Here is a 21,914-nt window from a genome sequence, read left to right as displayed (position 1 = left end):
ATGGCCTGCCCGGCAGGCCCGCTCAATAGGCGCGTTCGTGCACCAGCACCTTGGCCGTGGCGAACAGGATCCGCAGATCGCGCCACAGCGACCAGCCGTGGAGGTATTCGAGATCGGCATCGAGCCGGTTGGCCAGGTCCGATTCGTGCTCGGTCGTGCCGCGCAAGCCCCGCACCTGGGCGAGGCCGGTCAGCCCCGGCTTCAGCGCGTGGCGCAGCCAGTAGCGGTCGTCGACCTCCCAGAACAGCTTCTCGCCAGCCTGCGAGCCGATCGCGTGCGGACGCGGACCAACGATGCTCATGTCGCCCAGCAGGACATTGATGAGCTGGGGCAGCTCGTCGATGCTGGTGCGGCGGATCAGCCGCCCGACCCGGGTCACCCGGCCATCGTCGCGCCCGGTCGACCGGGCGCCGTCGCGGTCCCCGCCGGACACGGCCATCGAGCGGAACTTGTACATCGGGAAGAACATATTGCCCCGCCCCATCCGGCGCTGCACGAACAGGGCCGGCCCGCCATCCTCCAGCACCACCGCCAATGCGACGAGAACCAGCAGCGGCGCCAGCGCGATCAGCGCGCCCAGGGCCACGGCCAGGTCGAACGCGCGCTTCATCGCCCGTGCGCGCAGTTCAAGCGGCCCCAGCGAAACCAGCAGCAATCCCCGCCCGCCGGCCTGGCGCGCGCCCCGGGCGCCCAGCTCGATCACTGCATCGTCGATGACCTCGCCCTCGATGTTGGCGCCCTTGAGCAACAAGGCCCAGGCGCGCCGACGCTGGGGCGGGCAGGTCACCAGAACCCGGTCGACATGGCGCAACACGAACCCGATCCGGTCCAGCGCGACCGGGTCGGACAGTTCGGGAGCCAGACCATGGCGTGCCGCGTCGAGCGTGGTCACCCCGGGAAGGTCGAGCGCCGGGCCGCCATCGTCGATGACCAACTCGTTGATCACGCTGGCCCCGCAACGCCAGCGGACGAAGGCGCGCATCTGCGCCCGCCCCCAGGCCAGGGCCAGGGCCGCGAAAAGCACGCCCAGCGTGAAGGCCACGCGCGAGAATTCGTTCGCCGAACGGGTGTAGAAGGCGATGAACAGCACCACCGCCCACGACAGGCACAGGGCCATGGCGCTGCGGACGGCGGCCCACTCCCAGTCCTGCAGGGCGCGCAGGCCATAGGCGCCATTGTAGAGCGCGATCGTCAGGAAGGCCGGCAGGATCAATTGCGCCAGCAGCAGGCTGGCCGCGACCCCCGACTGCCCGAGATAGAGCCAGCCCGCGAGGCAGAAGGCGCCGAACAGCAGCGCGATGTCGGCGCACATCACGCCAAGGTAGCATTGCAGGCGGCGGCGTTCGAGCGAACGAATCGCGCCGAGGGGCTGCTGATGCAGATGCGCTGGCCGCTGGGCTGGGGTGCGAAGCAGGACGTTCACATCAGTTCTCGCCGAGATCCCTCCGAAACGGCAAGTCCAGGAACCCGCATGGCCCCTCTGCCGCGCCGAACTTGCGCCGCGACACCCTGTCACCGGCGGCAAGTCCTGCGTATGGCCGGAATAAGCCTTACTGCAGTCCCGTAGGTTTACCTAGTTCCGAAATGGATCAATTTCGGGACGAAGATGCACGGGCGATTTCGGCCAGGCCTTGGGCCAGGAGGAGTTCGGCATCCTGGCTGTGGCTCAGCAACTGGCGGTGCAGCCCGGCGATCTTGGCGACCAGCCGCTCCAGCCGCCGGCCGCGCCAGATCGCCAGTTGCGCCTTGAGATCGCCCTCGTCCTTCCAGTTGATCCGGCGCGCCGCCTTCTCCGCCTCGATCAGGGCGCGCACGTTGCCGCCCGCGCCCAGCCTGGCCGAAAGGCCGGCCAGTTGCGCCACCCGCCGCTCGAAGGCCAGCAGGACCGCCACCGGGTTCAGCCCGATCTGGCGCAGCCGATCGAGCTCCGGGCCGAGGCGCGCCGCCTCCCCGCCCAGCACGGCATTGACGATGGCCATCATGCCATCCTCCGCCGTGCTCGCGCCGATCGCCTCGAAGGCGGCGGCATCGGCCGTTCGAGGGCTTTGCGGGCTGGCGTCGAGATAGACCGCCAGCTTGGCCACCTCGGACGCGGCGATGCGCGTATCGAGATTGGCGGCACGGGCGATCCGCTCGGCCAGCGCGGTATCGAGCCGCAGGCCCGCCCGATCGGCCAGCTCACGCACGGTCGCCGCCACGCTGCGCGCGTCCGGCGGCCAGAACACCACGACCAGGCCATCGTCGCGGTCGGCCAGCAGCTTGGCCGCCTTCGCCTTGTCGGTCGCGCCGGGCGCGGCGATCAGCACCGGGCAGGCCGGGGCCGTGCCGCCGACCAGAATCTCCACCGCCTCGGCCACCTCGTCGCCGGCCGCGCGCACCACGATATGCCGTGGGCCGCCGAACAGCGAGACCGACCGCGCCTCGTCGCCCAGCCGCACCGGATCGCGCTTCAGTTCGGCCCCGGTGAAATCGATCCGCTCGCCCGGATCGGGCAGGAGGCCGGCGATCAGGTCAACCGCATCCTGCACGCCGGCCTCGTCCGGCCCGCAGAAGAAGAAGTAGCGGGCCTTGCGCACCGCCTGGTCCGCCGTGCGCGCGAAATCCCGCTGGTTCGCCTTCACCCGCCGGGCCCTAGGGGCGCTGGGTCTGGGGCTGGGGCTGCGCGGCGCCGGCGCGCAGCTGCAGCGCGAGCGCGGTCACGATCCGGTCGGCCACCTCGCGCGAGAGGTTTTCGAGCGCGGTCTGCTCGGCCGCGATAGTCGCATATTCGGAACTGACCACGTCGATCCCCGCATCGGCCCCGGCGGTCGCATCGTAGACGATCCGGCCATCGGCGAGATTGACCAACTGGTAGCGCGCCCGCAGCGTGCGCCGCTCCCGCCCGACGGTATCGTCGGCGAGCAGGCCGAAGCCTTCGAGGCGGTCATCGAGGCGGACGTCGAGCCGGTAGCGCGGCGTACCGCCGCGGCCGGCGGCGGAAAGCCGATCGTTCAGGGCATTGCGGACGAGCCAGCCGGCCTTGCCCTCGATCGCCGGCACCTCGACCGCCGCCAGCCCCTGCGCCACCGCGCCGCTGCCCCCGCCGGCATAGAGCGGCTGGAGGCCGCAGCCGCCAAGAGACGTGGCGGCCAGGCCAAGCAGGAGGGCGGCGGCAAGATGCTTCATGCGACCACGTTAACGAGCCGGTCCGGAACGACAATCACCTTCTTCGCCGCGCCGCCGCCAAGTGCGGCCTGGACCTTGGCGCTGGCGAGCGCCAGCGCCTCCAGCGCAGCCTTGTCGCTGCCCTTGGCGACCACCAGCGTATCGCGCAGCTTGCCGTTCACCTGGACCGCGATGGTCACCTCGTCATCCACCAGCAAGGCCGGATCGACGGCCGGCCACGACGCGTCGGCTACGAGGCCCAAACTGCCGAAGGTGTTTTTCGCCCATGCCTCTTCGGCGAGGTGCGGCATCATCGGAGACACGATCTTGAGTAGTGTGCGGATCGCATTGGTGCGACTGGCCGAATAACCAGCCTTCTCGATCACGGCAGCAAGCTCGTAGATTCGCGCCACTGCCTTGTTAAAGGAGAGCGCCTCAATGTCCTTTGCGACACCGTCGACGGTCTGGTGCACCTTCCGGTCGAGCGCCTTGTCCTCATGCGCATCGGCGCCGGCACCGCCCGCGCCTTCCTGACCGAACAGACGCCACAAGCGCTGGACGAACCGCGCGCAGCCCTCGATCCCGGCTTCCGACCACGGCAGGTCGCGCTCGGGCGGGCTGTCCGACAGCATGAACCAGCGAATCGCGTCGGCGCCATGGCGGGCCACGATCTCGTCGGGATCGACCACGTTCTTCTTCGACTTCGACATCTTGATGACCCGGCCGACCTCCACCGGCTGGCCATCGGCCCTGAGCGTCGCGCCATCGCCGCTGCGCTCCACCTCGGCGGGCGAGAAGAACAGCGGCTGGCCGTTCTCCGGGTTGCGCCGCTCGTAGGTCTCATGCGTGACCATGCCTTGCGTGAACAGGCTGGCGAAGGGCTCGGTCACCTCCAGCTTGCCGATCCGCGCCAGGGCGCGGGTCCAGAAGCGGGCGTAGAGCAGGTGGAGGATCGCGTGCTCGATCCCGCCGATATATTGCTCCACCGGCAGCCAGCGCTTGATCTCTTCGGGATCGAACGGCCGGTCCGCCGGCTGGCTGGCGAAGCGCAGGAAATACCACGAGCTGTCGACGAAGGTGTCGAGCGTATCGGTCTCGCGCCGCGCGGGCTTGCCGCACTGCGGGCAGTCCACGTGCTTCCAGGTGGGGTGGCGGTCCAGCGGGTTGCCGGGCACGTCGAAGCTCACATCCTCGGGCAGGGTCACCGGCAGGTGCTTCTTGGGCACCGGCACCACGCCGCAGATCTCGCAATGGATGAAGGGGATCGGCGTGCCCCAGTAGCGCTGGCGGCTCACCCCCCAGTCGCGCAGGCGCCACACCGTCTTGCCCTCGCCCCAGCCTTCGCTTTCGGCCCGCGCGATCACCGCCGCCTTGGCGTCGACCACGGCCATGCCATCGAGGAACCCGGAATGGACGCAGATCCCGTCGCCTGCCTCGGCCTCATTGCCAAAGGGCCGGTCGGCCTCCGCGGCGCTGGCGGCGATCACGCGGGTGATGGGGAGGCCATACTTGGTGGCGAAATCGAAATCGCGCTGGTCGTGCCCGGGCACGGCCATGATCGCCCCGGTGCCATAGTCCATCAGCACGAAGTTGGCGATGTAGACCGGCAAGGCCGCGCCGGTGAAGGGATGGCGCGCGGTGATGCCGGTATCGAAGCCCAGCTTCTCGGCGGTTTCCAGTTCGGCCGCCGTGGTCCCGCCCTGCTTGCACAGGGCGATGAAGTCCTGCGCGGCCGGATTGCCCGCCGCCACCGCCTGGGCCACCGGGTGATCGGCGGCCACGGCCACGAAGCTCGCGCCGAAGATCGTGTCGGGCCGGGTGGTATAGACCTCCAGCCCCTCGCCGGTGGAAAGATCGAAGCGGAACTGCAGCCCCTGGCTCTTGCCGATCCAGTTCTCCTGCATGACCCGGACCTTTTCGGGCCACTTGTCGAGGGTGCCCAGCCCTTCGAGCAATTCGTCGGCGAAGTCGGTAATCCTGAGGAACCACTGGGACAGCTTGCGCCGTTCGACCAGGGCGCCAGACCGCCAGCCGCGCCCGTCGATCACCTGCTCGTTGGCCAGCACGGTCATGTCGACCGGGTCCCAGTTCACCGCCGATTCCTTGCGATAGACAAGGTCCGAGGCATAGAGATCAAGGAACAGCGCCTGCTCGTGGCCGTAGTATTCCGGCTCGCAGGTGGCGATCTCGCGGCTCCAGTCGAGCGCGAAGCCCAGGCGCTTCAGCTGCGCCTTCATGTTGGCGATATTGTCACGGGTCCAGCCGCCGGGGTGGACGCCCTTTTCCATCGCGGCGTTTTCGGCCGGCATCCCGAAGGCGTCCCAGCCCATCGGGTGGAGCACCTCGAAGCCCTGCATCCGCTTGGCCCGGGCCAGCACGTCGCCCATGGTGTAGTTGCGGACGTGGCCGATGTGGATGCGCCCCGAAGGATAGGGAAACATCTCGAGCACGTAGGAGCGCGGCTTGGCGCTGCCGTCGTCGGCGCGGAAGGTCTGCCGCTCATCCCAGACGCGCTGCCAGCGCAGGTCGGCGGAGGCGGAATCGAAACGGGCGTCGGAAGGCCGCAGGTCTGAGGAAGTGCCAGTCATGGCCGTCCCTCTAGCCTGTCCGCTCCGCTTGTCGAGAGGCCGGCGCGATCAGCCCCGGCCGCCCGGTTCGGGCGGATCAGCCCGAGATCGCCTGGCGGCGCAGGTCGCGCGCCTTGGTGAGGATGATGTCTTCGAGCCGCTGCACGGTCGCGGCCTGGACCGGTGCATCGATCCACGCCCCGTTCTGCGCGACCTGGCGGCTGGCCGCCACGCGCAGGGCATCGGCCCGCAGGTCCTGGTCGAGGATGGTCACGGTGACCTTCACCCGCTCGCCCGGATTGCTGGGATTGGCGTACCAGTCGGTCACGATCACCCCGCCCGCGCTGTCGGTCTGAAGCAGCGGCATGAACGAGAGCGCATCGAGCGAGGCGCGCCACAGATAGGAATTGACCCCGATCGTGGTCACCTTCGAGGCGGCGAGATCGGCCCTGGGCCGCTCCTTCTTGCCGCAACCGCCCAGGCTGGCCGACAGGGCAACGGCCAAGCCAAGGGTGCCGACCGTGCGCGCCAGGCGGCGGGCGAAGATGCGGCTGGGCATGGACCGGCCGGAAGTGCTGATGCCGGAAGTGCTGAAGGAAGTCATCGTCGCTACATTCCTGTCGTCGCTTGGCCGCTGGCCAGATGCTGTCGAGCCTCTATAGCCGCCGAACCGGGGGCGACAAGGGGCGTTGACTTGGCCCCTGCCTGTGCCGCCACCCGCCTTGAACCGGTCATGAACGCCCGGGCCGGCCGGCCCGCCACCTGCTCCCCCGCCGCCGGTCGGCAACGAAGTGCAGAAATCGGCCACGCAATGTGCTACGACTCCGCCTGCCCCGAGATTCCCGGCCCGCGCTGTTCGGTCATCGTCCAGCCCCGGCATGGCATCATCGGGCCGATGATGGAGCGCGGATTTTCACGCTGATGGCAGCCATGAAGGGACAATCGGGGGCCGCAAGCCCCGCCATGCTGCTGGCCGGCGCCGTGTGCCTGCTCGCGCTGCCCAGCGCCGTGCTCGCCTTTGCCAGCGATTTCGGCGCCGCCGACAGCGGGGGGCTCGATGCCCATGCCAGCATGGCCAATTTCCTGCCGGCGCGCGTCGATCCGCGCCTCGCCCGCTCGATCACCGTGCCCGGGCTAACCGGGGGGCAGATCTTCCACTTCACCCCCGCCGGCAGCGCCACGCGGCCGGATCGCTCGGTCACCGTGGCGGTGCGCGTCGATGCGGTCGGCGCCCAGGCCATCCTGGTGCGTGCGCCGCGCGACAGCGCGGCAAGCCTCGCCGCGCTGCGGATCGCGCCCACCGCCTACAGCCTGGGCGTGGCGCGCGGCTTCCAGAACTTCAGCCTGGCGGGCGAACAGCGCCGGGGAGACCTGCCCGACTTCTCCAGCTTCAAGCTGCGCTCGACGGCCGCCGCGGCGGCCGTCGCCGATGCCGACGAACCCTCGCGCCTCAACGCCCGCATCGCCTTCGACGAACGCGAGAAGACCGGGCGGGCGCCGCGCACCCTGGAAGGCAATGGCGAGCAGACCGTGGATGTCGGCGGCTCCTACCGGGTCACCGGCAATCTCAACGTCACCGCCGGCGTCCGCTATTCGCAGGAGCGCGATCGCATGGTCCCGGTGATCGATGGCCAGAAGGATGGCCAGGCGGTCTACGTCGGCACCCAGTTCCGCTTCTGATCCAGCGTCCCACTGCCAGTAAATTCGTATGGATTGCGGCTGGCCGGCTTGTCAGCCCCCTGCCGGTTTCCTAGCCTCGGCGCCAATCGGAAATCATACCGAAGGGGCAGGATATGGGACGGGTCGCAGTGGTTACCGGCGGAACGCGCGGCATCGGCAAGGCCATCTGCCTCGCCTTGCAGGCCAAGGGCGTGACCGTCGTCGCCAACTATGCCGGCAATATCGAATCCGCCCGCCAGTTCACCGCCGAAACCGGCATCCCCGCCTATCGCTGGGACGTGGGCGACCATGAATTCTGCATCCACAACTGCAACGACATCGCCGCCGAGCATGGGCCGATCGACATTGTCGTCAACAATGCCGGCATCACCCGCGATGCGGTCCTCCACCGGATGAGCTTCGAGGACTGGAACGAGGTCATGCGGATCAACCTGGGCGGCTGCTTCAACATGGCCAAGGCCACCTTCCCCGGGATGCGCGAACGCGGCTGGGGCCGGATCATCAACATCGGCTCGGTCAATGGCCAGTCCGGGCAATATGGCCAGGTCAACTATGCCGCCGCGAAATCGGGCATCCACGGCTTCACCAAGGCTCTCGCCCAGGAAGGCGCCAAGTTCGGCGTCACGGTCAATGCCATCGCCCCGGGCTATGTCGATACCGACATGGTCGCCGCCGTGCCCGCGCCGGTGCTGGAAAAGATCGTGGCGAAGATCCCGGTCGGCCGGCTCGGCCACGCCGAGGAAATCGCCCGCGGCGTCACCTTCCTCGCCTCGGAGGAGGCCGGCTTCATGACCGGGTCGACCATGTCGATCAACGGCGGGCAGCATATGTATTGATGGGCCACCCCTCGGCAATCTTCCACCCACCCGTGAAACGCTCGGTCGAGATCGCCGGGCACAAGACCTCGATCAGCCTTGAGCCGGTGTTCTGGGACCGGCTCAAGGCCGCCGCCGCCGCGCATGGCGTCCCGCTCAACGCGCTCGTCGCCCGGATCGACGCCGCGCGGCTGGAGGCCAAACATCCCCCCGGCCTCGCCAGCGCGATCCGCGTCTGGCTGGTCGCGGGGCAGGACGAGGCGCCTCAATAGGTCGAAGGCGGGTCGCTGGCCGGGAAGCTTTCGTCGCTGGCCTCGTCAGCCTTGTCCCACCTGGGCGGATCGCTCTTCATGCCCTCCGGCCCGGCATTGCGGACCTGGGAAAAATTCTCGCCCGAGGTTTCGCCGCTGGCAAAGGCGGCATGGCCGGAAACGGCCTTCTCCTTGCAGGCATAGCGATAAAGGCCATAGGCCGCCACGCCGACGAACGCGAGCTTGAGCAGAGCCATCGGGATATCTCCTGGTCGGGAATGAACGCTTCATCCCCAACACGCGAAACCGCCGCCCTGGTTCCCGGCCAGCGCCCCCGAAGGCTCAATCCCCGCCGACGCGCTCCACCTGCGCGCCGATCAGCGCCAGCTTTTCCTCCAGCCGCTCATAGCCGCGATCGAGGTGATAGAGCCGGTGGACCTGGGTCTCCCCTTCGGCGGCGAGGCCAGCGATCACCAGGCTCATCGAGGCGCGCAGGTCGGTCGCCATCACTTCCGCCCCGGTCAGCCGCTTGACGCCATGGACCACCGCCGTGCGCCCCTTGGTCTCGATATGCGCGCCCATGCGGTTCAGCTCGGGCACGTGCATATAGCGGTTCTCGAATATCGTCTCGGTCAGCACCGAGGAGCCTTCGGCCAGGCACAACATGGCCATCAATTGCGCCTGCATATCGGTGGCAAAGCCGGGGTAGGGCGCGGTCGAGAGGGTAACCGCGCGCAAGGGGCCATCGGCGGCAACATAAAGCCCGTCCTCGCGCGGTTCCACGATGGCGCCGGCATCGCGCAAGGCCTGCACCGTGGCCTCCATCTCCTCGACCACGGCGTGCTTGAGCGTCACCTCGCCCCCGGTGATCGCCGCCGCGCAGGCATAGGAGCCGGCCTCGATCCGGTCGGACATTACCCGGTAGGTCGCCCCGTGCAGGCGCGGCACGCCGTGGATGGTGAGATCGGAGGTGCCGATCCCCTCGATCTGCGCGCCCATCGCCACCAGCATCCGGCACAGGTCGACGATTTCCGGCTCGCGCGCGGCATTGTGGAGGGTGGACTTGCCCCGGCACAGCACGGCCGCCATCAGCGCGTTCTCGGTCGCCCCCACCGACACCACCGGGAACGAATAGCGCCCGCCCGGCAGGCCGCCATCGGGCGCGATCGCGCGGACATAGCCGGCGGCCAGCTCGATCTGGGCGCCCAGGGCTTCGAGCGCCTTCAAGTGCAGGTCGATCGGGCGGTTGCCGATCGCGCAGCCGCCGGGGAGCGAAACGGTCGCCTCGCCCATGCGCGCCAGCATCGGCCCCAGCACCAGGATCGAGGCGCGCATCTTGCGGACCAGTTCATAGGGCGCGACCGACGAGGTGATCCGGGTGGCCTCAAGGGTCATCACCCGGCCGAAATCCTCGGGGCGCGATCCCGCGATCGTGGTGGAAATGCCGAACTGGTTGAGCAGGTGCTGGAACCCGTCGATATCGGCCAGGCGCGGCAGGTTCCGCAGGGTCAGCGGCTCGTCGGTCAGCAAGGCGCATGGCAGCAGCGTGAGCGCCGAATTCTTGGCCCCGGAAATCGGCAGCGCCCCCGACAGGCGCTTGCCCCCCTCGATGATGATCTTGTCCATCGGCGACGTTTAGGGCCACGGCGAAAGGCGCGCAATGGGCGGGTGTTGACGATTGCGCCGGCAAATCACTTCTGTTTATCTGCGCGGCGGCGTCGCCGCTCCCGTTTGCCGATACCTGTCGAAACAACCCAGGAATTGATCCCCTCATGGCGCGCAAGCCGATCCGCAAGGCCGTGTTCCCCGTTGCCGGCCTTGGCACCCGTTTTCTTCCCGCCACCAAGGCCATCCCCAAGGAAATGCTGCCGATCATCGACCGGCCGCTGATCCAGTACGCGGTCGACGAGGCGCGCGAGGCCGGGATCGAGCAGCTCATCTTCGTGACCGGCCGCGGCAAGACCGCGATCGTCGAGCATTTCGACATGGCCTACGAGCTCGAAACCACGATGACCGGGCGCGGCAAGGAACTGGAGATCCTCGAACCCACCCGGGTCCAGCCGGGCAACCTGGTCACCGTGCGCCAGCAGGTGCCCCAGGGGCTGGGCCACGCGATCTGGTGTGCGCGGGCCATCGTCGGCGACGAACCCTTCGCGATCTTCCTTCCCGATGAACTGATGATCGGCCAGCCCGGCTGCATGAAGCAGATGGTCGAGGCCTATGACCAGGTCGGTGGCAACCTGATCTCGGTGCTGGAAGTGCCGGAGGACGAGGTTTCCAGCTATGGCGTGATCGCGCCCGGGGCGAGGCTTGAAGGCTTCGGCGGCGCGCTCACCGAAGTGCTCGGCCTGGTGGAAAAGCCCAAGCGCGAAGAAGCGCCCTCCAACCTGATCATCTCGGGCCGCTACATTCTCCAGCCCGAGGTCATGCGGACCCTGGAAAGCCAGGAAAAGGGCGCCGGCGGTGAAATCCAGCTCACCGACGCCATGGCCCGGATGATCGGCACCCAGCCGTTCCACGCGGTCACCTTCGCCGGCAAGCGCTATGATTGCGGCAGCAAGACCGGCTTCGTCGAGGCCACCCTCGCCCTCGCCCTCGAACGCCCCGACATGGCCAGCGACGTGCGCGCGATCATGCAGCGCCTGCTCGCCTGACCGCCCGCGCATGATGCCCCTCGCCATCGGGGAAGGCTGGAGGAGGGGAAGCCCCGCCGCACCGCCGCGGCCGGAATAAGCACCCCCGCTGCACCCGATTGCCCGCCTCGCGCGTTGCACCGGGATGGCAAAGGCAGCCAACCTCCCGAACCGGCCGGCAGCGGCGCAGGCCCGCGCGCGATGACCGGCCCCCAGTGGCTCTCGATCCTGACCCTGGCCGGGATGATGGCGCTCTTCGTGTGGGATCGCTTCCGCTACGATGTCAGCGCCGGGATTGCCCTGCTCGCCGCAGTCGCCCTTGGCGTGGTCAAGCCCGCCGATGCCTTCTCGGGCTTTTCCGACGATATCGTGGTCATTGTCGGCTCGGCCCTGGTGATCTCGGCGGCGGTCCAGCGCTCGGGCAAGGTCGAACTGCTGCTCAGCCTGCTGGCGGGGCGGGTGCGCTCGGCCCAGTCCGAACTGGTCCTGCTCACCGGCACGGTCGGTTTCGCCTCCGCGCTGGTGAAGAACGTCGGCGCGCTCTCGATGCTGATGCCGGCCGCGGTCCAGATGGCGCGGCGGCGCGGGGCCAGCCCGTCGCTGTTCCTCATGCCGATGAGCTTCGCCTCGCTGCTCGGCGGGCTGATGACCCTGGTCGGTACCTCGCCCAACATCATCGTCAGCCGGGTGCGGATGGAAATGACCGGCAAGCCCTTCGGGATGTTCGACTACCTGCCGACCGGGCTTGGCCTGCTGCTGGTCGGCCTGGTGTTCCTGCGCTTTTCCGCCCGGTTCATCCCCGCCGGGCGCGCCGCCGCGCCGCAGGTTGCCGAAGCGCTGGACGTCGGCGCCTATATCACCGAGGCCAGCATTCCGGCCGGCTCGGCCGCCGCCGGGGAAACCACCCGCGCCTTCGCCCGCCGCCACGGGGGCGAACTGGCCATCGTCGGCCTCGTTCGCAACGGCACGCGCGGCGCGGTCCACCCATTTGCCCGCCTGCGCGAGGGCGACGCGCTGATCCTCGAAGGCCCACCCGACGTGCTCCACCAGGCCATCGCGCGCGATCGGCTGACACTGAAGGGCAAGGACCGCCGCGTGCCCGAAGGCAGCGAGCGCGACGAGATCGTGGTGGTCGAAGCGGTCGTCACCCGCGGCTCGGTGCTGGTGGGCAAGGCTGCCGGCCGCTATTTCCTCCACCAGCGCTACGGGGTGAACCTGATCGCGATCTCGCGCGCGGGCGAACGGCTGGACCGCAAGCTGGCCGAGATCGTCCTGCGCGCGGGCGACGTGGTGGTGTTGCAGGGGCCGGGCGGGATCCTGCCCCAGCGGCTCAAGGACCTGGGCACCCTGCCGCTCGCCGAACGCCCGATCCGGCTCGGCCAGCGCAGCCGCGGCTGGCTGCCGCTGGCGATCCTGGCCGCGGCCATGGCGGCCACGGCCAGCGGGACCGTGCCGGTGGCCATCGCCTTCTTCGCCGCGGCCGGCGCGGTGGTGGTGGCCGGCACCCTGCCGGTGCGCGCCGCCTACGAGGCGATCGACTGGTCGATCCTGATCATGCTGGGCGCCCTGATCCCGGTCAGCGACAGCCTGCGGACCAGCGGCGCCTCGCAAGTCCTGGCCTCGGGCCTTGCCCAGCTAGGCGCGCTGCTGCCGCCCTGGGCGGCGGTCGGCCTGATCCTGGTGGCGGCCATGGCGGTGACACCGTTTCTCAACAATGCCGCGACCGTGCTGGTGGTGGCGCCGATCTCAGCGGTTTTCGCCCACGATCTCGGCTACCGGCCCGAAGCCTTCCTCATCGCCACCGCCGTGGGCGCGGGCTGCGATTTCCTCACCCCTATCGGCCACCAGTGCAACACTCTGGTCTTCGGCCCCGGCGGCTACCGCTTTTCCGACTACGCGCGCCTCGGCGCGCCGCTCTCGGCTCTGGTGCTGCTGGTGGGAACCCCGCTGATCCTGCTGGTCTGGCCCGTGCGCTAGCGCGAGGCGGCAGGACCGGGACGGAGCTGAGAGTGAAGTCGAAGGCCAGAGTCGGGAGCCGGCCAGTGCCCCGGGCATCCCATCGCCAAGGCAGGGGCTTGCCTCCCACCCAAGAAAAGGGCGGCTCGTGGCCGCCCCCTTCCGATGCACCCTCTCCAGATGCGTCACGCCGTCTGCGTCTTGCCGCGCAGTCCGGCTAGGTAAGCCCTCGAAAGCCCCCTGAAACTGGTGCTTATTCGCCTTCGCCCGAACCCATCGCCAGGGCGGTGGAGGGCGCGGCGCGCTGGATCTGGCCCGACTGGAGGTAGGGCATCGGGTTCACCGCCTCGCCGGCGACGCGCACTTCATAGTGCAGGTGCGGCCCGGTGGAGCGGCCGGTGGTGCCGACGTAGCCGATGATGTCGCCCTTGTGGACCATCTGACCAGCGGCGACATTCAGACGCGACATATGGCCGTAGCGGGTTTCGATCTGGCCACCGTGCTCGATCGCGACATAGAGGCCATAGCCCGAGAACCAGTCGGCCCGACCAACCATGCCGTCTGCGGCGGCGTGGATCGGGGTGCCGATCGGGGCGGCGAGATCGACGCCCTTGTGGGCGCGGCGGCCACCGAGAACCGGATGCCAGCGCATCCCGAAATCGCTGGTCAGCTTCACGCCATCAACCGGCACGAGCGAGGGAATGGCAACCTTCTGCGGGGCGAAGCCCGGGATGGCGGCGCCGGCGGCCGTGTTCGGACGGGCGATCGCCACCAGGTTCTGGCGGGCGGCCGGCTTGTCCATCGACTGCCAGGAGGAGAACAGCTGGCGAAATTCCTCATCACCCGACTGGTGCTTGGCAGCCTGGGCGGCGCGCAGCGGAGCGAGGATATCGGCATTCGCGCTGGCATTGGCGAAAGCGGGGTTCGCGGTGACGAGCGAAGCGAGGCCGGCGGCAATGCCCGCCAAGGCCCGGAACTTCGACACGATGGAAAATACGACCACTCAGCAGCACCTTGTCTTGCGGCACGCCTGCCTGGGGCAGACGGGCCGTGCGACCCCTGTCTATCCAGCCGAGCGAACCATTGCGGACCTGCCCAACCTTAGCGTTTCTGAGATGGTCGGAACCCCCCGCCGTCTCGGTGAGTGGGGGCTACCCGGCCCCCTGGGGCATGGCAACCTCACCATAGAGATCGCGCGACAAACCGGCAGCGAGGCGCGCCGAGTCGTTGAACGGTGGCTTAATGGCCCCGCGGAAGTGGCGCGAAACCAAGCTTTTCCACAGGTCGGCCGCATTGACCTGGCGCAACTGGGCGCAAGAATCGAAATGGGTTGCGCCGAACCGAACGTGGCGGATTTCATCGTCAAGGATTCGTTCGAGGATGCGCGCGCCGCGCTCGTCTCCGCCCGCCCGCACCCGGTCCAGCGTGGCCGGGGTAACATCAAGCCCGCGCGCCTCCAGCACCATCGGCACCACGGCCAGCCGCGCAGCCACGTCGTGGCGGGTGTCGTGCGCCGCCTCCCACAGTCCGTCATGGGCGGGCAGGGCGCCATAGTGGCTGCCCATCGCCCGCAAGTGCCGGTCGATCAGGCCGAAATGCATCGCCTCGTCGGCCGCCACGCCAAGGAAATCGGTCACGAAACCCCGGCCCATTTCCGCGCCGAAGCGCCCGGCGATATCGAGCGCGAGGTCGATCGCCACGAACTCGATATGTCCCAGCGCGTGCCACAGGGCGATCCGCCCCCGCTCCGATTGACCGCGCCCGCGCCGGGGCATCCGGCTTGGCGGCAGCAATTCGGGCGCCGGCGGACGGGCCGGGCGCTCGGGCATGGCCTCGCCAAAGGCGAAGGCCAGCCGCCCCAGCCGCCAGTCACGCGCCACCTTGCGCGCGGCCATGGCCTTGGCCTGGGGATCGGCGGTCAGCAGGGCCGCGCGGATCGCCGCGCCAACAGTCGGTTCGCCGCCGGTCAAAGCGCCTTCGCGGCCTCCAGGACCTCGGCGGCGTGGCCCTTGACCTTCACCTTGCTCCACACCCGGGCCACCTTGCCCGCGGCATCGACCAGCACCGTGGTGCGGACCATGCCCATGTAGGTGCGCCCGTAATTCACCTTCTCGGTCCACACGCCAAGCGCGTCCGACAGGCCGCCTTCCGCCGCATCGGTCGCCAGCGGCACGGTCAGGGCGTGCTTGGCGGCAAATTTGCGGTGCCGCTCGGCGCTGTCCTTGGAAATGCCCAGCAGGGCGGTCCCGGCCTTGGCAAATTCATCGGCCAGGGCCGTGAAATCGAGGTTTTCCGTGGTGCAGCCGGGGGTATCGTCCTTGGGATAGAAGAACAGCACCAGCTTGCGCCCGGCAAAATCGGACGGGCGCACGGCGCTGCCATCGGGCAGGGCCAGGGCGATATCGGGCAGGCTTTCGCCCAGGTGCAGTGCGCTCATCTCAATCAAGCTCCAGCTCTTCGCCAAAGACCTCGCGCCAGGCATGGGCGACAACCGCCCTGCCAGCCGCGAATCCGGCGGTCACGCTGTCCCAATTGGCATATCCGCAGGCCGCCGCAAGCGCTGAGCGCGGCCCCGGCGGCGGCTCCTCGCCATCGGGGGCAAGCAGGCGGGCGGCAACGAGCAGGCGGGAGAGCCGATCGTGCGCGCGGCGCAGGTCGGCCGGCAGCAGGCCTTTGGCCGCCAGCGCGTCGATCGCTGTGCCCAGATCGGGAGCAAGCCCCTCCCCGGTTTCGAGCTGGCGGAAATGGACGATGAACTCCAGGTCGACCAGCCCGCCGCGCTTCAGCTTGGCATCGAGCGCGCCCTTGCCGGGCTTGTGCTCGGCCATGCGCGCGCGCATTTCCAGCACTTCGGCCTTCAACCGGGCCGAATCGCGCGGCGCGCGCAGCACCTCGGCCATGATCGCGGCCAGCGCGGCCTGCCCCTCGGCCGGGCCGCACAACGGCCGCGCCCGGCACAGGGCCATGTGTTCCCAGGTCCAGGCCTGCTCGCGCTGATAGCGGGCGAAACTGTCGAGGCTCACCGCCAGCGGCCCCTGGGTGCCCGAGGGCCGCAGCCGGGTATCCACCTCGTAGAGCGCGCCCTCGGCGGTGGGCACCGAAAGCGCGGCGGTGATCCGCTGGGCCAGCCGGTTGAAGTAGAGCGTCGCGCCCAGCGGCCGGCGCCCGTCCGATTCGGTCTCGTGCCCGCCGGTGAACAGGTAAACGAGGTCAAGGTCGGAGGCATGGGTCAGTGCGCCCCCGCCCAGCCGGCCCAGGCCCAGCACCACCAGTTCGCCCCCCGGAACCCGGCCATGAACCGCCTCGAACTCGCGCGTGGTCGCCTCGGTCAGCACCTGCAGGGCGGCCTCGGCGATGCGCGAATTGGCCGCGGCCACGGCGAGTGGATCGGTCGTCCCCTCGATCAGCTGGACCCCCAGGGTGAAGCGCCGCTCCGAAACCTTGCGGCGCACCCGGTCGAGCAGGCGCTCATAGTCGTCGTCCGCTTCGCCATCGGCGAATTCGGCGGCCAGCGCGGCGGCATCGGGCGGCAGGTCGAAGGCCGAGGCATCGATCAGCGGGTCGAGCAGGTCGGCCCGCCGGGCCAGGGCATCGGCCAGCGGCGGGGCCAGGCCCAGCACCTTGGCCAGCAGCTCCAGCAGGGCCGGGCGCGCCTCCAGCAGGTGGAACAGGTTGAGCGCGCTGGGCAACCGGGCCAGCAATTCGTCCCAGCGGTTGAAGGCGCGGGTCGGTTCGGGCGAGCGGGCAAGCGCGGCCAGCAATTGCGGCTGGATCGCATCCAGCGCAAGGCGCGCCGCATCGGAACGCAACGCGCGGATCCCGCCGCCGCGCCAGGCCTCGATCCGCTCGGCCAGTTGCTCGGCTTCGGCAAAGCCCAGGTGGGCCAGTTCGTCGGCCAGGGCGCGCGGCTGGCCCTGTTCGGGAACCGCCACCGCCGTGCCCGATGGGCTGCCATGGGCCGCGATCAGCGCATCGTAGCGCGTGCCCACCGCCTCGGTGATCGCCTCCAGCTCGGCCACCAGCGCCGCGCCATCGGCCAGCCCTTCCAGCCGGGCGACATTGTCGATCGCGGCGGGATCGCTGGGCAGGGCGTGGGTCTGCTGGTCGAGCACCATCTGCAGGCGGTGCTCCAGGGTCCGCAGGCGGTCATAGCTGTCGCCCAGCACCCTGGCATCGGCCGGATCGATGATCCCCGCCCCGGCCAGGGCATCCAGCGCGGCGCGGGTGCCGCGCTGGCGCAGGCCCGGGTGGCGGCCGCCGTGGATCAACTGGTGGGTCTGGGCATGGAATTCCACCTCGCGGATGCCGCCCCGGCCCGACTTGAGGTTGAAGCCCGGCCCCGGGCGCGCCCCGATGCCATTTGGCCCTTCCTTGGCCTGGCGGATGCGCGCGGTCAGCCGCCCGATCTCGGCGATCGCGCCGAAATCCAGGCTCTTGCGCCACACGAACGGCCGGATCGCGGCCAGGAACCCCTCGCCCGCCGCCACGTCACCCGAACAGGCGCGGGCGCGGATGAAGGCCGCACGCTCCCAGGCCAGCGCCGAGCTTTCATAATGGGTCAGCGCGGCATCGATCGAGAGCGCCGGGGGCGAAACTTCCGAGGCCGGGCGCAGGCGCAGGTCAACCCGGAAGACATAGCCCTCCTCGTCGATGTGCGAGAGCAGCTGGATCACCCGCCGGGCATAACGCGCCGCCGCCTCGCCCGGCTCGTCGCGCGCGATGTGGGGCAGCAGCGCGGGATCGTAGAGCAGGATCGGATCGATGTCGGAGGAGTAGTTCAGCTCCTGCGCGCCATGCTTGCCCAAGGCGAGGGCAAGGAACCCGGCCGGCGCCTCGTCGGGCACCCGCTCGCGGATGGCCTCGGCGATGGCGGTATCGAGCGCGCGGTCGGCAAAGGCGGAAAGCTCACCCATCACCCTGGCCAGCGGGAAGGCGCCGGCCAGGTCACCCACGGCCAAGGCCAGGGCCAGGGCGCGCCGCTCGCGCCGCAGGGCCGCGCCAACCGTGGGCGCGTCCGCGCCCGCCGCGCGGGCATGGGCCATGGCCCCCTCGCCGTCACCGTCGGCCAGCAGGGCAACCAGTTCCGGCTGGCGGTCGATCAACCCGGCCAGGAACGGCGCATGGGCACGGGCGCGATCCAGCGCGCCGGTCCAGTCGGGCGTGGACGATGAAACGTGCGGCACTCCGGTCTCCTCCATCCCCGGCGATGCCCGGTTGAGCCGGGGCGATCAAGCGGTGCGATCAAATTGCGCGGCTTGCCCCGCCCCTTCCCGGCTGGCAGGAGCCGGGCCATGAGCACCGCCTTGCATATGCCGCCCGAATGGCACCCCCAGGACTGGATCTGGATCGGCTTCCCCCACAATGCCGAGGAATGGCCGGGCTTCCTGCTCCAGGCCCAGGAACAGATCGCCGCCTTCGCCAGCGCGGTGGCCGAAAGCGGGCAGGCGGTGAAGCTGGTCGTGCGCGATGCGGCCAACCGGGCGCGGGCGGCCAGCCTGGTCGGCGCCGGGGTCGAGCTGGTCGAACGGGTCTATGGCGACGTGTGGCTGCGCGATACCGGGCCGCTGGTGCTGTGCGGCCCGCATGGCGCCCGCGCGGCGCGCCGCTTCGCCTTCAACGGCTGGGGCGAGAAATACCTGATGGACGGCGACCAGACCATCGGCGCCGATCTCGCCCGCGATGCCGGGCTGGCCATGACGCCGGCGGACTGGATCCTCGAAGGCGGCGCGCTTGATTGCGATGGCACCGGCCTTGTCGCCACCACCGAGCAATGCCTGCTCAACCCCAACCGCAACCCCCACCTGTCGCAGGCCGACATCGAGGCCCGCCTCGCCGCCGATCTCGGCTTCGACCGGGTGCTGTGGCTGGGCGAGGGGCTGATCAACGATCACACCGACGGCCATGTCGACAATCTCGCCCGCTTCGTCGCCCCGAACACCCTCGCCCTGCCCCGCGCCACCGGGCCGGACGATCCCAATGCCGCGATCTATGCCGATGCCAAGGCCCGCGCCGAAGCCTTCGGCGTCAAGGTCGTCGAAGTCCCCTCGCCCGGCCTCGTCACCAGCGGGGACCGGGTGGAGCCGGCCTCCTACATGAACTTCGCCGTCACCACGCAGCTCGTCGTCGTCCCCACCTATGGCACGATCCACGATGCCGACGGCGTCGCCGCCATCGCCGAACTGTTCCCCGATCGCGGCACCATCGGGCTGATGGCCGATGCCGTGCTGATGGGCGGCGGCTCGTTCCACTGCGCCAGCCAGCAGATGCCGCGGGCCTTGGGCTGACAGCGCGGGCCGGCCGTTAACCCCGCGGTAGCAATTTCAGGCGCAGACTGGCTTCATGGCCCATGCGCTCACCCTCGCCGCCGCCCCGATTCGCGCCATCCCCGCCGACTGGCTGCGGATGGCGATTGTCATCGGTTGCGCCCTGGCGCTGATCCTCGCGGAACGCGCGCTGCCGGCTTTCTGATCCGGCCGGCAAAGCGGATCAAACGGATTTACGCCGCTTTGGCCTGCGTGCCGGCAGGGCATCCGCGGTGATCTGCAACAGGTCGCAAAGCCATTCCGCCTCGTCCCAGCGCCCATCGTCGATCAGCAGGCTGGGCTTGGCCCCGCGATAGGGCGGCGCTTCCACCACTTCGCCGATGAACGCGCGCCCCGGCTCGGTCGGTTTGACGAACAGCTGATCCCCGCAGATCAGGGCAACGGTCTTGCCGTCCAGCCAGACGCCATATTCGCCAAACATCTTGGCGATGGACAGGCCGCCGAGCGCGGCCAGCTGTTCGCCAAGGAACTCTGCCGTGCGCGGGTCGGTGGCCATGTCAGCCGCGCAGGTCCGGCGCCGTCGCCTCGTCCTTCAGCATGGCGATCGCCTCGGCCAGCGGCATGAACCGCTGGCGCTCCTCGCCCAGGGTGCGGATGGCCACCGTGCCCTCCTCGGCCTCGCGCTTGCCGACCACCAGCAGGTGCGGAACCTTGGCAAGCGAATGCTCGCGCACCTTGTAGTTGATCTTCTCGTTCCTGAGGTCGGTTTCAACCCGGATGCCGGCTGCTTGCAGCGCCGTTGCAACTTCGCCCGCATAGCCGTCGGCGTCCGAAACGATGGTCGCCACCACCGCCTGCACCGGCGCCAGCCAGACCGGCAGCTTGCCGGCGAAATGCTCGATCAGGATGCCGATGAAGCGCTCGTAGGAGCCGAAGATCGCGCGGTGCAGCATGACCGGGCGGTGCTTCTCGCCATCCTCGGCGATGTAGCCGGCATCGAGCCGCTCGGGCAGGACCCGGTCCGACTGGATCGTGCCGACCTGCCAGGTCCGCCCGATCGCGTCGGTCAGGTGCCATTCCAGCTTTGGCGCATAGAACGCACCTTCGCCCGGCAGTTCCTCCCAGCCGTATTCCGGCGTGGCGAGGCCGGCCTCGGCCACCGCGTTCCTGAGTTCGGTCTCGGCCTGGTCCCAATCGGCGTCCGAGCCGAACCGCTTATCCGGGCGCAGCGCGAGCTTGATCGAATAGGTGAAGCCGAAATGGCGATAGACCCGGTCGGCCAGCTCGCAGAAAGCGCGCACTTCGGCCACGATCTGGTCTTCGCGGCAGAAGATGTGGGCATCGTCCTGGGTAAACTGGCGCACCCGCATCAGCCCGTGCAGCGCGCCGTGCGGCTCGTTGCGGTGGCAGCAACCGTTCTCGTAGATCCGCAAGGGCAGGTCGCGATAGCTCTTGATCCCCTGGCGGAAGATCAGCACGTGGGCCGGGCAGTTCATCGGCTTGAGGGCCATCCAGTCGGCCTCGCCGGAGATCACCGGGCCTTCGTCATCGACGTTCGGCACCTCGTCGGGGATGACGAACATATTCTCGCGGTACTTGCCCCAGTGACCACTTTGCTCCCACTGGCGCGCATCCATCACCTGCGGGGTCTTGACCTCGCGGTAGCCCGCGCCATCGATCGCGCGGCGCATATAGGCCTCCAGCTCGCGCCAGATCTTGAAGCCGTTGGGGTGCCAGAACACCGAACCATGCGCCTCCTGCTGGAGGTGGAACAGGTCCATCTCCTGGCCCAGCTTGCGGTGATCGCGCTTGGCCGCTTCCTCCAGCCGGGTCAGGTGGGCATCGAGCTGCTTCTTGTTGAGCCAGCCGGTGCCATAGATGCGGCTGAGCATCGCGTTCTTCTGGTCGCCGCGCCAATAGGCGCCCGAAACGCGGGTCAGCTTGAAGCCATCGGGCGCGAGCTTGCCGGTGCTGGGCAGGTGCGGCCCGCGGCACATATCGAGCCAGTCGTCGCCGCTCCAATAGACGGTCAGATCATCGTCGCCGGGAAGTTCGGCGGCCCATTCGGCCTTGAAGCTCTCGCCCTGCTGCTTCCACCGGCTGATCAGTTGTTCGCGGCTCCACACCTCGCGGCGCAGCGGCTTGTTGGCGGCAATGATGCGGCGCATCTCGGCCTCGATGGCCGGCAGGTCCTCGTCCGTGAAGGGGCGATCGCTGGGCGCGAAGTCATAATAGAAGCCATCGTCCGTGGAGGGGCCGAAGGTGATCTGCGTGCCCGGAAACAGCGCCTGGACCGCTTCGGCCAGCACGTGGGCATAGTCATGCCGGGCCAGATCGAGCGCCTCGGCCTCATCGCGGCTGGTGACCAGGGCCAGGGTGCAATCGCCGGTGAACGGGCGTGACAGATCAACCAGTTCGCCGTTCACCCGGGCCGCCAGCGCGGCCTTGGCCAAGCCCGGCCCGATTACGGCGGCGACATCGGCGGGAGTGGAGCCCGCGGGCATTTCGCGCGTGGAACCATCGGGCAGGCTGATCTTGAGCATCTCGGACATGGGCCACGCCCATAGCGGCGGCGACCGGGCGCGTCCACAGGGCCGCGCTCTTG

20 protein-coding genes are annotated in these 21,914 nt (G+C 69.2%); 7 read left to right on the top strand and 13 right to left on the bottom strand.

The genetic code is table 11. The features are described from left to right. Nucleotides 1–22: 22 nt before the first annotated feature. The 5 genes from ACFOD9_RS13020 to ACFOD9_RS13000 all read right to left on the bottom strand — a co-directional run bounded on the left by ACFOD9_RS13020 (nt 23) and on the right by ACFOD9_RS13000 (nt 6,270). Complete coding sequence (locus ACFOD9_RS13020; RefSeq protein WP_379510546.1) at nt 23–1,312, bottom strand: sugar transferase; 1,290 nt, start codon at nt 1,310–1,312, stop codon at nt 23–25. Nucleotides 1,313–1,589: 277 nt separating this feature from the next. Next, nucleotides 1,590–2,621: a DNA polymerase III subunit delta gene (gene holA / locus ACFOD9_RS13015; protein WP_379510545.1), complete on the bottom strand. Its 1,032-nt coding sequence runs from the start codon at nt 2,619–2,621 to the stop codon at nt 1,590–1,592. Between the two features lie 10 nt (nt 2,622–2,631). Next, nucleotides 2,632–3,165: an LPS assembly lipoprotein LptE gene (gene lptE / locus ACFOD9_RS13010; RefSeq protein ID WP_379510544.1), complete on the bottom strand. Its 534-nt coding sequence runs from the start codon at nt 3,163–3,165 to the stop codon at nt 2,632–2,634. Next, the gene (gene leuS / locus ACFOD9_RS13005) at nt 3,162–5,732 is read right to left on the bottom strand and encodes a leucine--tRNA ligase (RefSeq protein ID WP_379510543.1); all 2,571 of its coding nucleotides are present in this window, start codon (nt 5,730–5,732) and stop codon (nt 3,162–3,164) included. The genes lptE and leuS overlap by 4 nt, the downstream gene beginning before the upstream one ends. 76 nt (nt 5,733–5,808) lie before the next feature. Further along, nucleotides 5,809–6,270, bottom strand: coding sequence for a DUF3576 domain-containing protein (locus ACFOD9_RS13000; RefSeq protein ID WP_379510571.1), 462 nt, complete (start codon nt 6,268–6,270; stop codon nt 5,809–5,811). Nucleotides 6,271–6,641: 371 nt separating this feature from the next. On the opposite strand from ACFOD9_RS13000, the gene ACFOD9_RS12995 reads away from it, so the two are divergent. From ACFOD9_RS12995 to ACFOD9_RS12985, 3 genes are all read left to right on the top strand, one after another. After that, a complete protein-coding gene (locus tag ACFOD9_RS12995; protein ID WP_379510542.1) occupies nt 6,642–7,391 on the top strand; it encodes a hypothetical protein in 750 nt (249 codons plus the stop codon). Nucleotides 7,392–7,504: 113 nt separating this feature from the next. Continuing rightward, entirely contained in the window at nt 7,505–8,227 is a 723-nt protein-coding gene (gene phbB, locus ACFOD9_RS12990; RefSeq protein ID WP_379510541.1) for an acetoacetyl-CoA reductase, read from the top strand. Then, nucleotides 8,227–8,478 (top strand): ribbon-helix-helix domain-containing protein, encoded by a 252-nt coding sequence (locus ACFOD9_RS12985; RefSeq protein WP_379510540.1) that lies wholly within the window; start codon nt 8,227–8,229, stop codon nt 8,476–8,478. The genes phbB and ACFOD9_RS12985 overlap by 1 nt, the downstream gene beginning before the upstream one ends. On the opposite strand, the gene ACFOD9_RS12980 is transcribed toward ACFOD9_RS12985, so the two are convergent. Together ACFOD9_RS12980 and murA are read right to left on the bottom strand one after the other, a co-directional pair. Beyond that, complete coding sequence (locus ACFOD9_RS12980) at nt 8,472–8,714, bottom strand: hypothetical protein (protein WP_379510539.1); 243 nt, start codon at nt 8,712–8,714, stop codon at nt 8,472–8,474. The genes ACFOD9_RS12985 and ACFOD9_RS12980 overlap by 7 nt on opposite strands. 85 nt (nt 8,715–8,799) lie before the next feature. Then, complete coding sequence (gene murA, locus ACFOD9_RS12975; RefSeq protein ID WP_379510538.1) at nt 8,800–10,083, bottom strand: UDP-N-acetylglucosamine 1-carboxyvinyltransferase; 1,284 nt, start codon at nt 10,081–10,083, stop codon at nt 8,800–8,802. A gap of 146 nt (nt 10,084–10,229) precedes the next feature. Here murA and galU point away from each other — a divergent pair, with 146 nt between their 5' ends. Together galU and ACFOD9_RS12965 are read left to right on the top strand one after the other, a co-directional pair. Then, nucleotides 10,230–11,111 (top strand): UTP--glucose-1-phosphate uridylyltransferase GalU, encoded by an 882-nt coding sequence (gene galU, locus ACFOD9_RS12970; RefSeq protein WP_379510537.1) that lies wholly within the window; start codon nt 10,230–10,232, stop codon nt 11,109–11,111. Between the two features lie 180 nt (nt 11,112–11,291). Next, on the top strand, nt 11,292–13,067 hold the full coding sequence (locus ACFOD9_RS12965) for an SLC13 family permease (protein WP_379510536.1): 1,776 nt from the start codon (nt 11,292–11,294) through the stop codon (nt 13,065–13,067). Nucleotides 13,068–13,299: 232 nt separating this feature from the next. On the opposite strand, the gene ACFOD9_RS12960 is transcribed toward ACFOD9_RS12965, so the two are convergent. The 4 genes from ACFOD9_RS12960 to ACFOD9_RS12945 all read right to left on the bottom strand — a co-directional run bounded on the left by ACFOD9_RS12960 (nt 13,300) and on the right by ACFOD9_RS12945 (nt 18,229). Beyond that, complete coding sequence (locus ACFOD9_RS12960) at nt 13,300–14,049, bottom strand: M23 family metallopeptidase (protein ID WP_379510535.1); 750 nt, start codon at nt 14,047–14,049, stop codon at nt 13,300–13,302. Between the two features lie 148 nt (nt 14,050–14,197). Beyond that, complete coding sequence (locus ACFOD9_RS12955) at nt 14,198–15,016, bottom strand: ferritin-like domain-containing protein (RefSeq protein WP_379510534.1); 819 nt, start codon at nt 15,014–15,016, stop codon at nt 14,198–14,200. Then, complete coding sequence (locus ACFOD9_RS12950) at nt 15,013–15,483, bottom strand: peroxiredoxin (RefSeq protein WP_379510533.1); 471 nt, start codon at nt 15,481–15,483, stop codon at nt 15,013–15,015. The genes ACFOD9_RS12955 and ACFOD9_RS12950 overlap by 4 nt, the downstream gene beginning before the upstream one ends. Nucleotide 15,484: 1 nt before the next feature. After that, on the bottom strand, nt 15,485–18,229 hold the full coding sequence (locus ACFOD9_RS12945) for a bifunctional [glutamine synthetase] adenylyltransferase/[glutamine synthetase]-adenylyl-L-tyrosine phosphorylase (protein ID WP_379510532.1): 2,745 nt from the start codon (nt 18,227–18,229) through the stop codon (nt 15,485–15,487). A gap of 108 nt (nt 18,230–18,337) precedes the next feature. Here ACFOD9_RS12945 and ACFOD9_RS12940 point away from each other — a divergent pair, with 108 nt between their 5' ends. Then, a complete protein-coding gene (locus tag ACFOD9_RS12940) occupies nt 18,338–19,330 on the top strand; it encodes an agmatine deiminase family protein (RefSeq protein WP_379510531.1) in 993 nt (330 codons plus the stop codon). Between the two features lie 55 nt (nt 19,331–19,385). Continuing rightward, nucleotides 19,386–19,514, top strand: coding sequence for a hypothetical protein (locus ACFOD9_RS12935; RefSeq protein WP_379510530.1), 129 nt, complete (start codon nt 19,386–19,388; stop codon nt 19,512–19,514). An 18-nt stretch (nt 19,515–19,532) separates the two neighbouring features. On the opposite strand, the gene ACFOD9_RS12930 is transcribed toward ACFOD9_RS12935, so the two are convergent. Further along, nucleotides 19,533–19,865, bottom strand: coding sequence for a TfoX/Sxy family protein (locus ACFOD9_RS12930; RefSeq protein ID WP_379510529.1), 333 nt, complete (start codon nt 19,863–19,865; stop codon nt 19,533–19,535). Between the two features lies 1 nt (nt 19,866). Further along, entirely contained in the window at nt 19,867–21,861 is a 1,995-nt protein-coding gene (thrS, locus tag ACFOD9_RS12925; protein WP_379510528.1) for a threonine--tRNA ligase, read from the bottom strand. Between the last annotated feature and the right edge of the window lie 53 nt (nt 21,862–21,914).

The organism is Novosphingobium bradum (assembly GCF_042646485.1).
Classification (GTDB): Bacteria; Pseudomonadota; Alphaproteobacteria; order Sphingomonadales; family Sphingomonadaceae; genus Novosphingobium; species Novosphingobium bradum.
The sequence above is the reverse complement of the archived record's forward strand: the minus strand, read 5'-3'. Positions and strand labels throughout refer to the sequence as shown.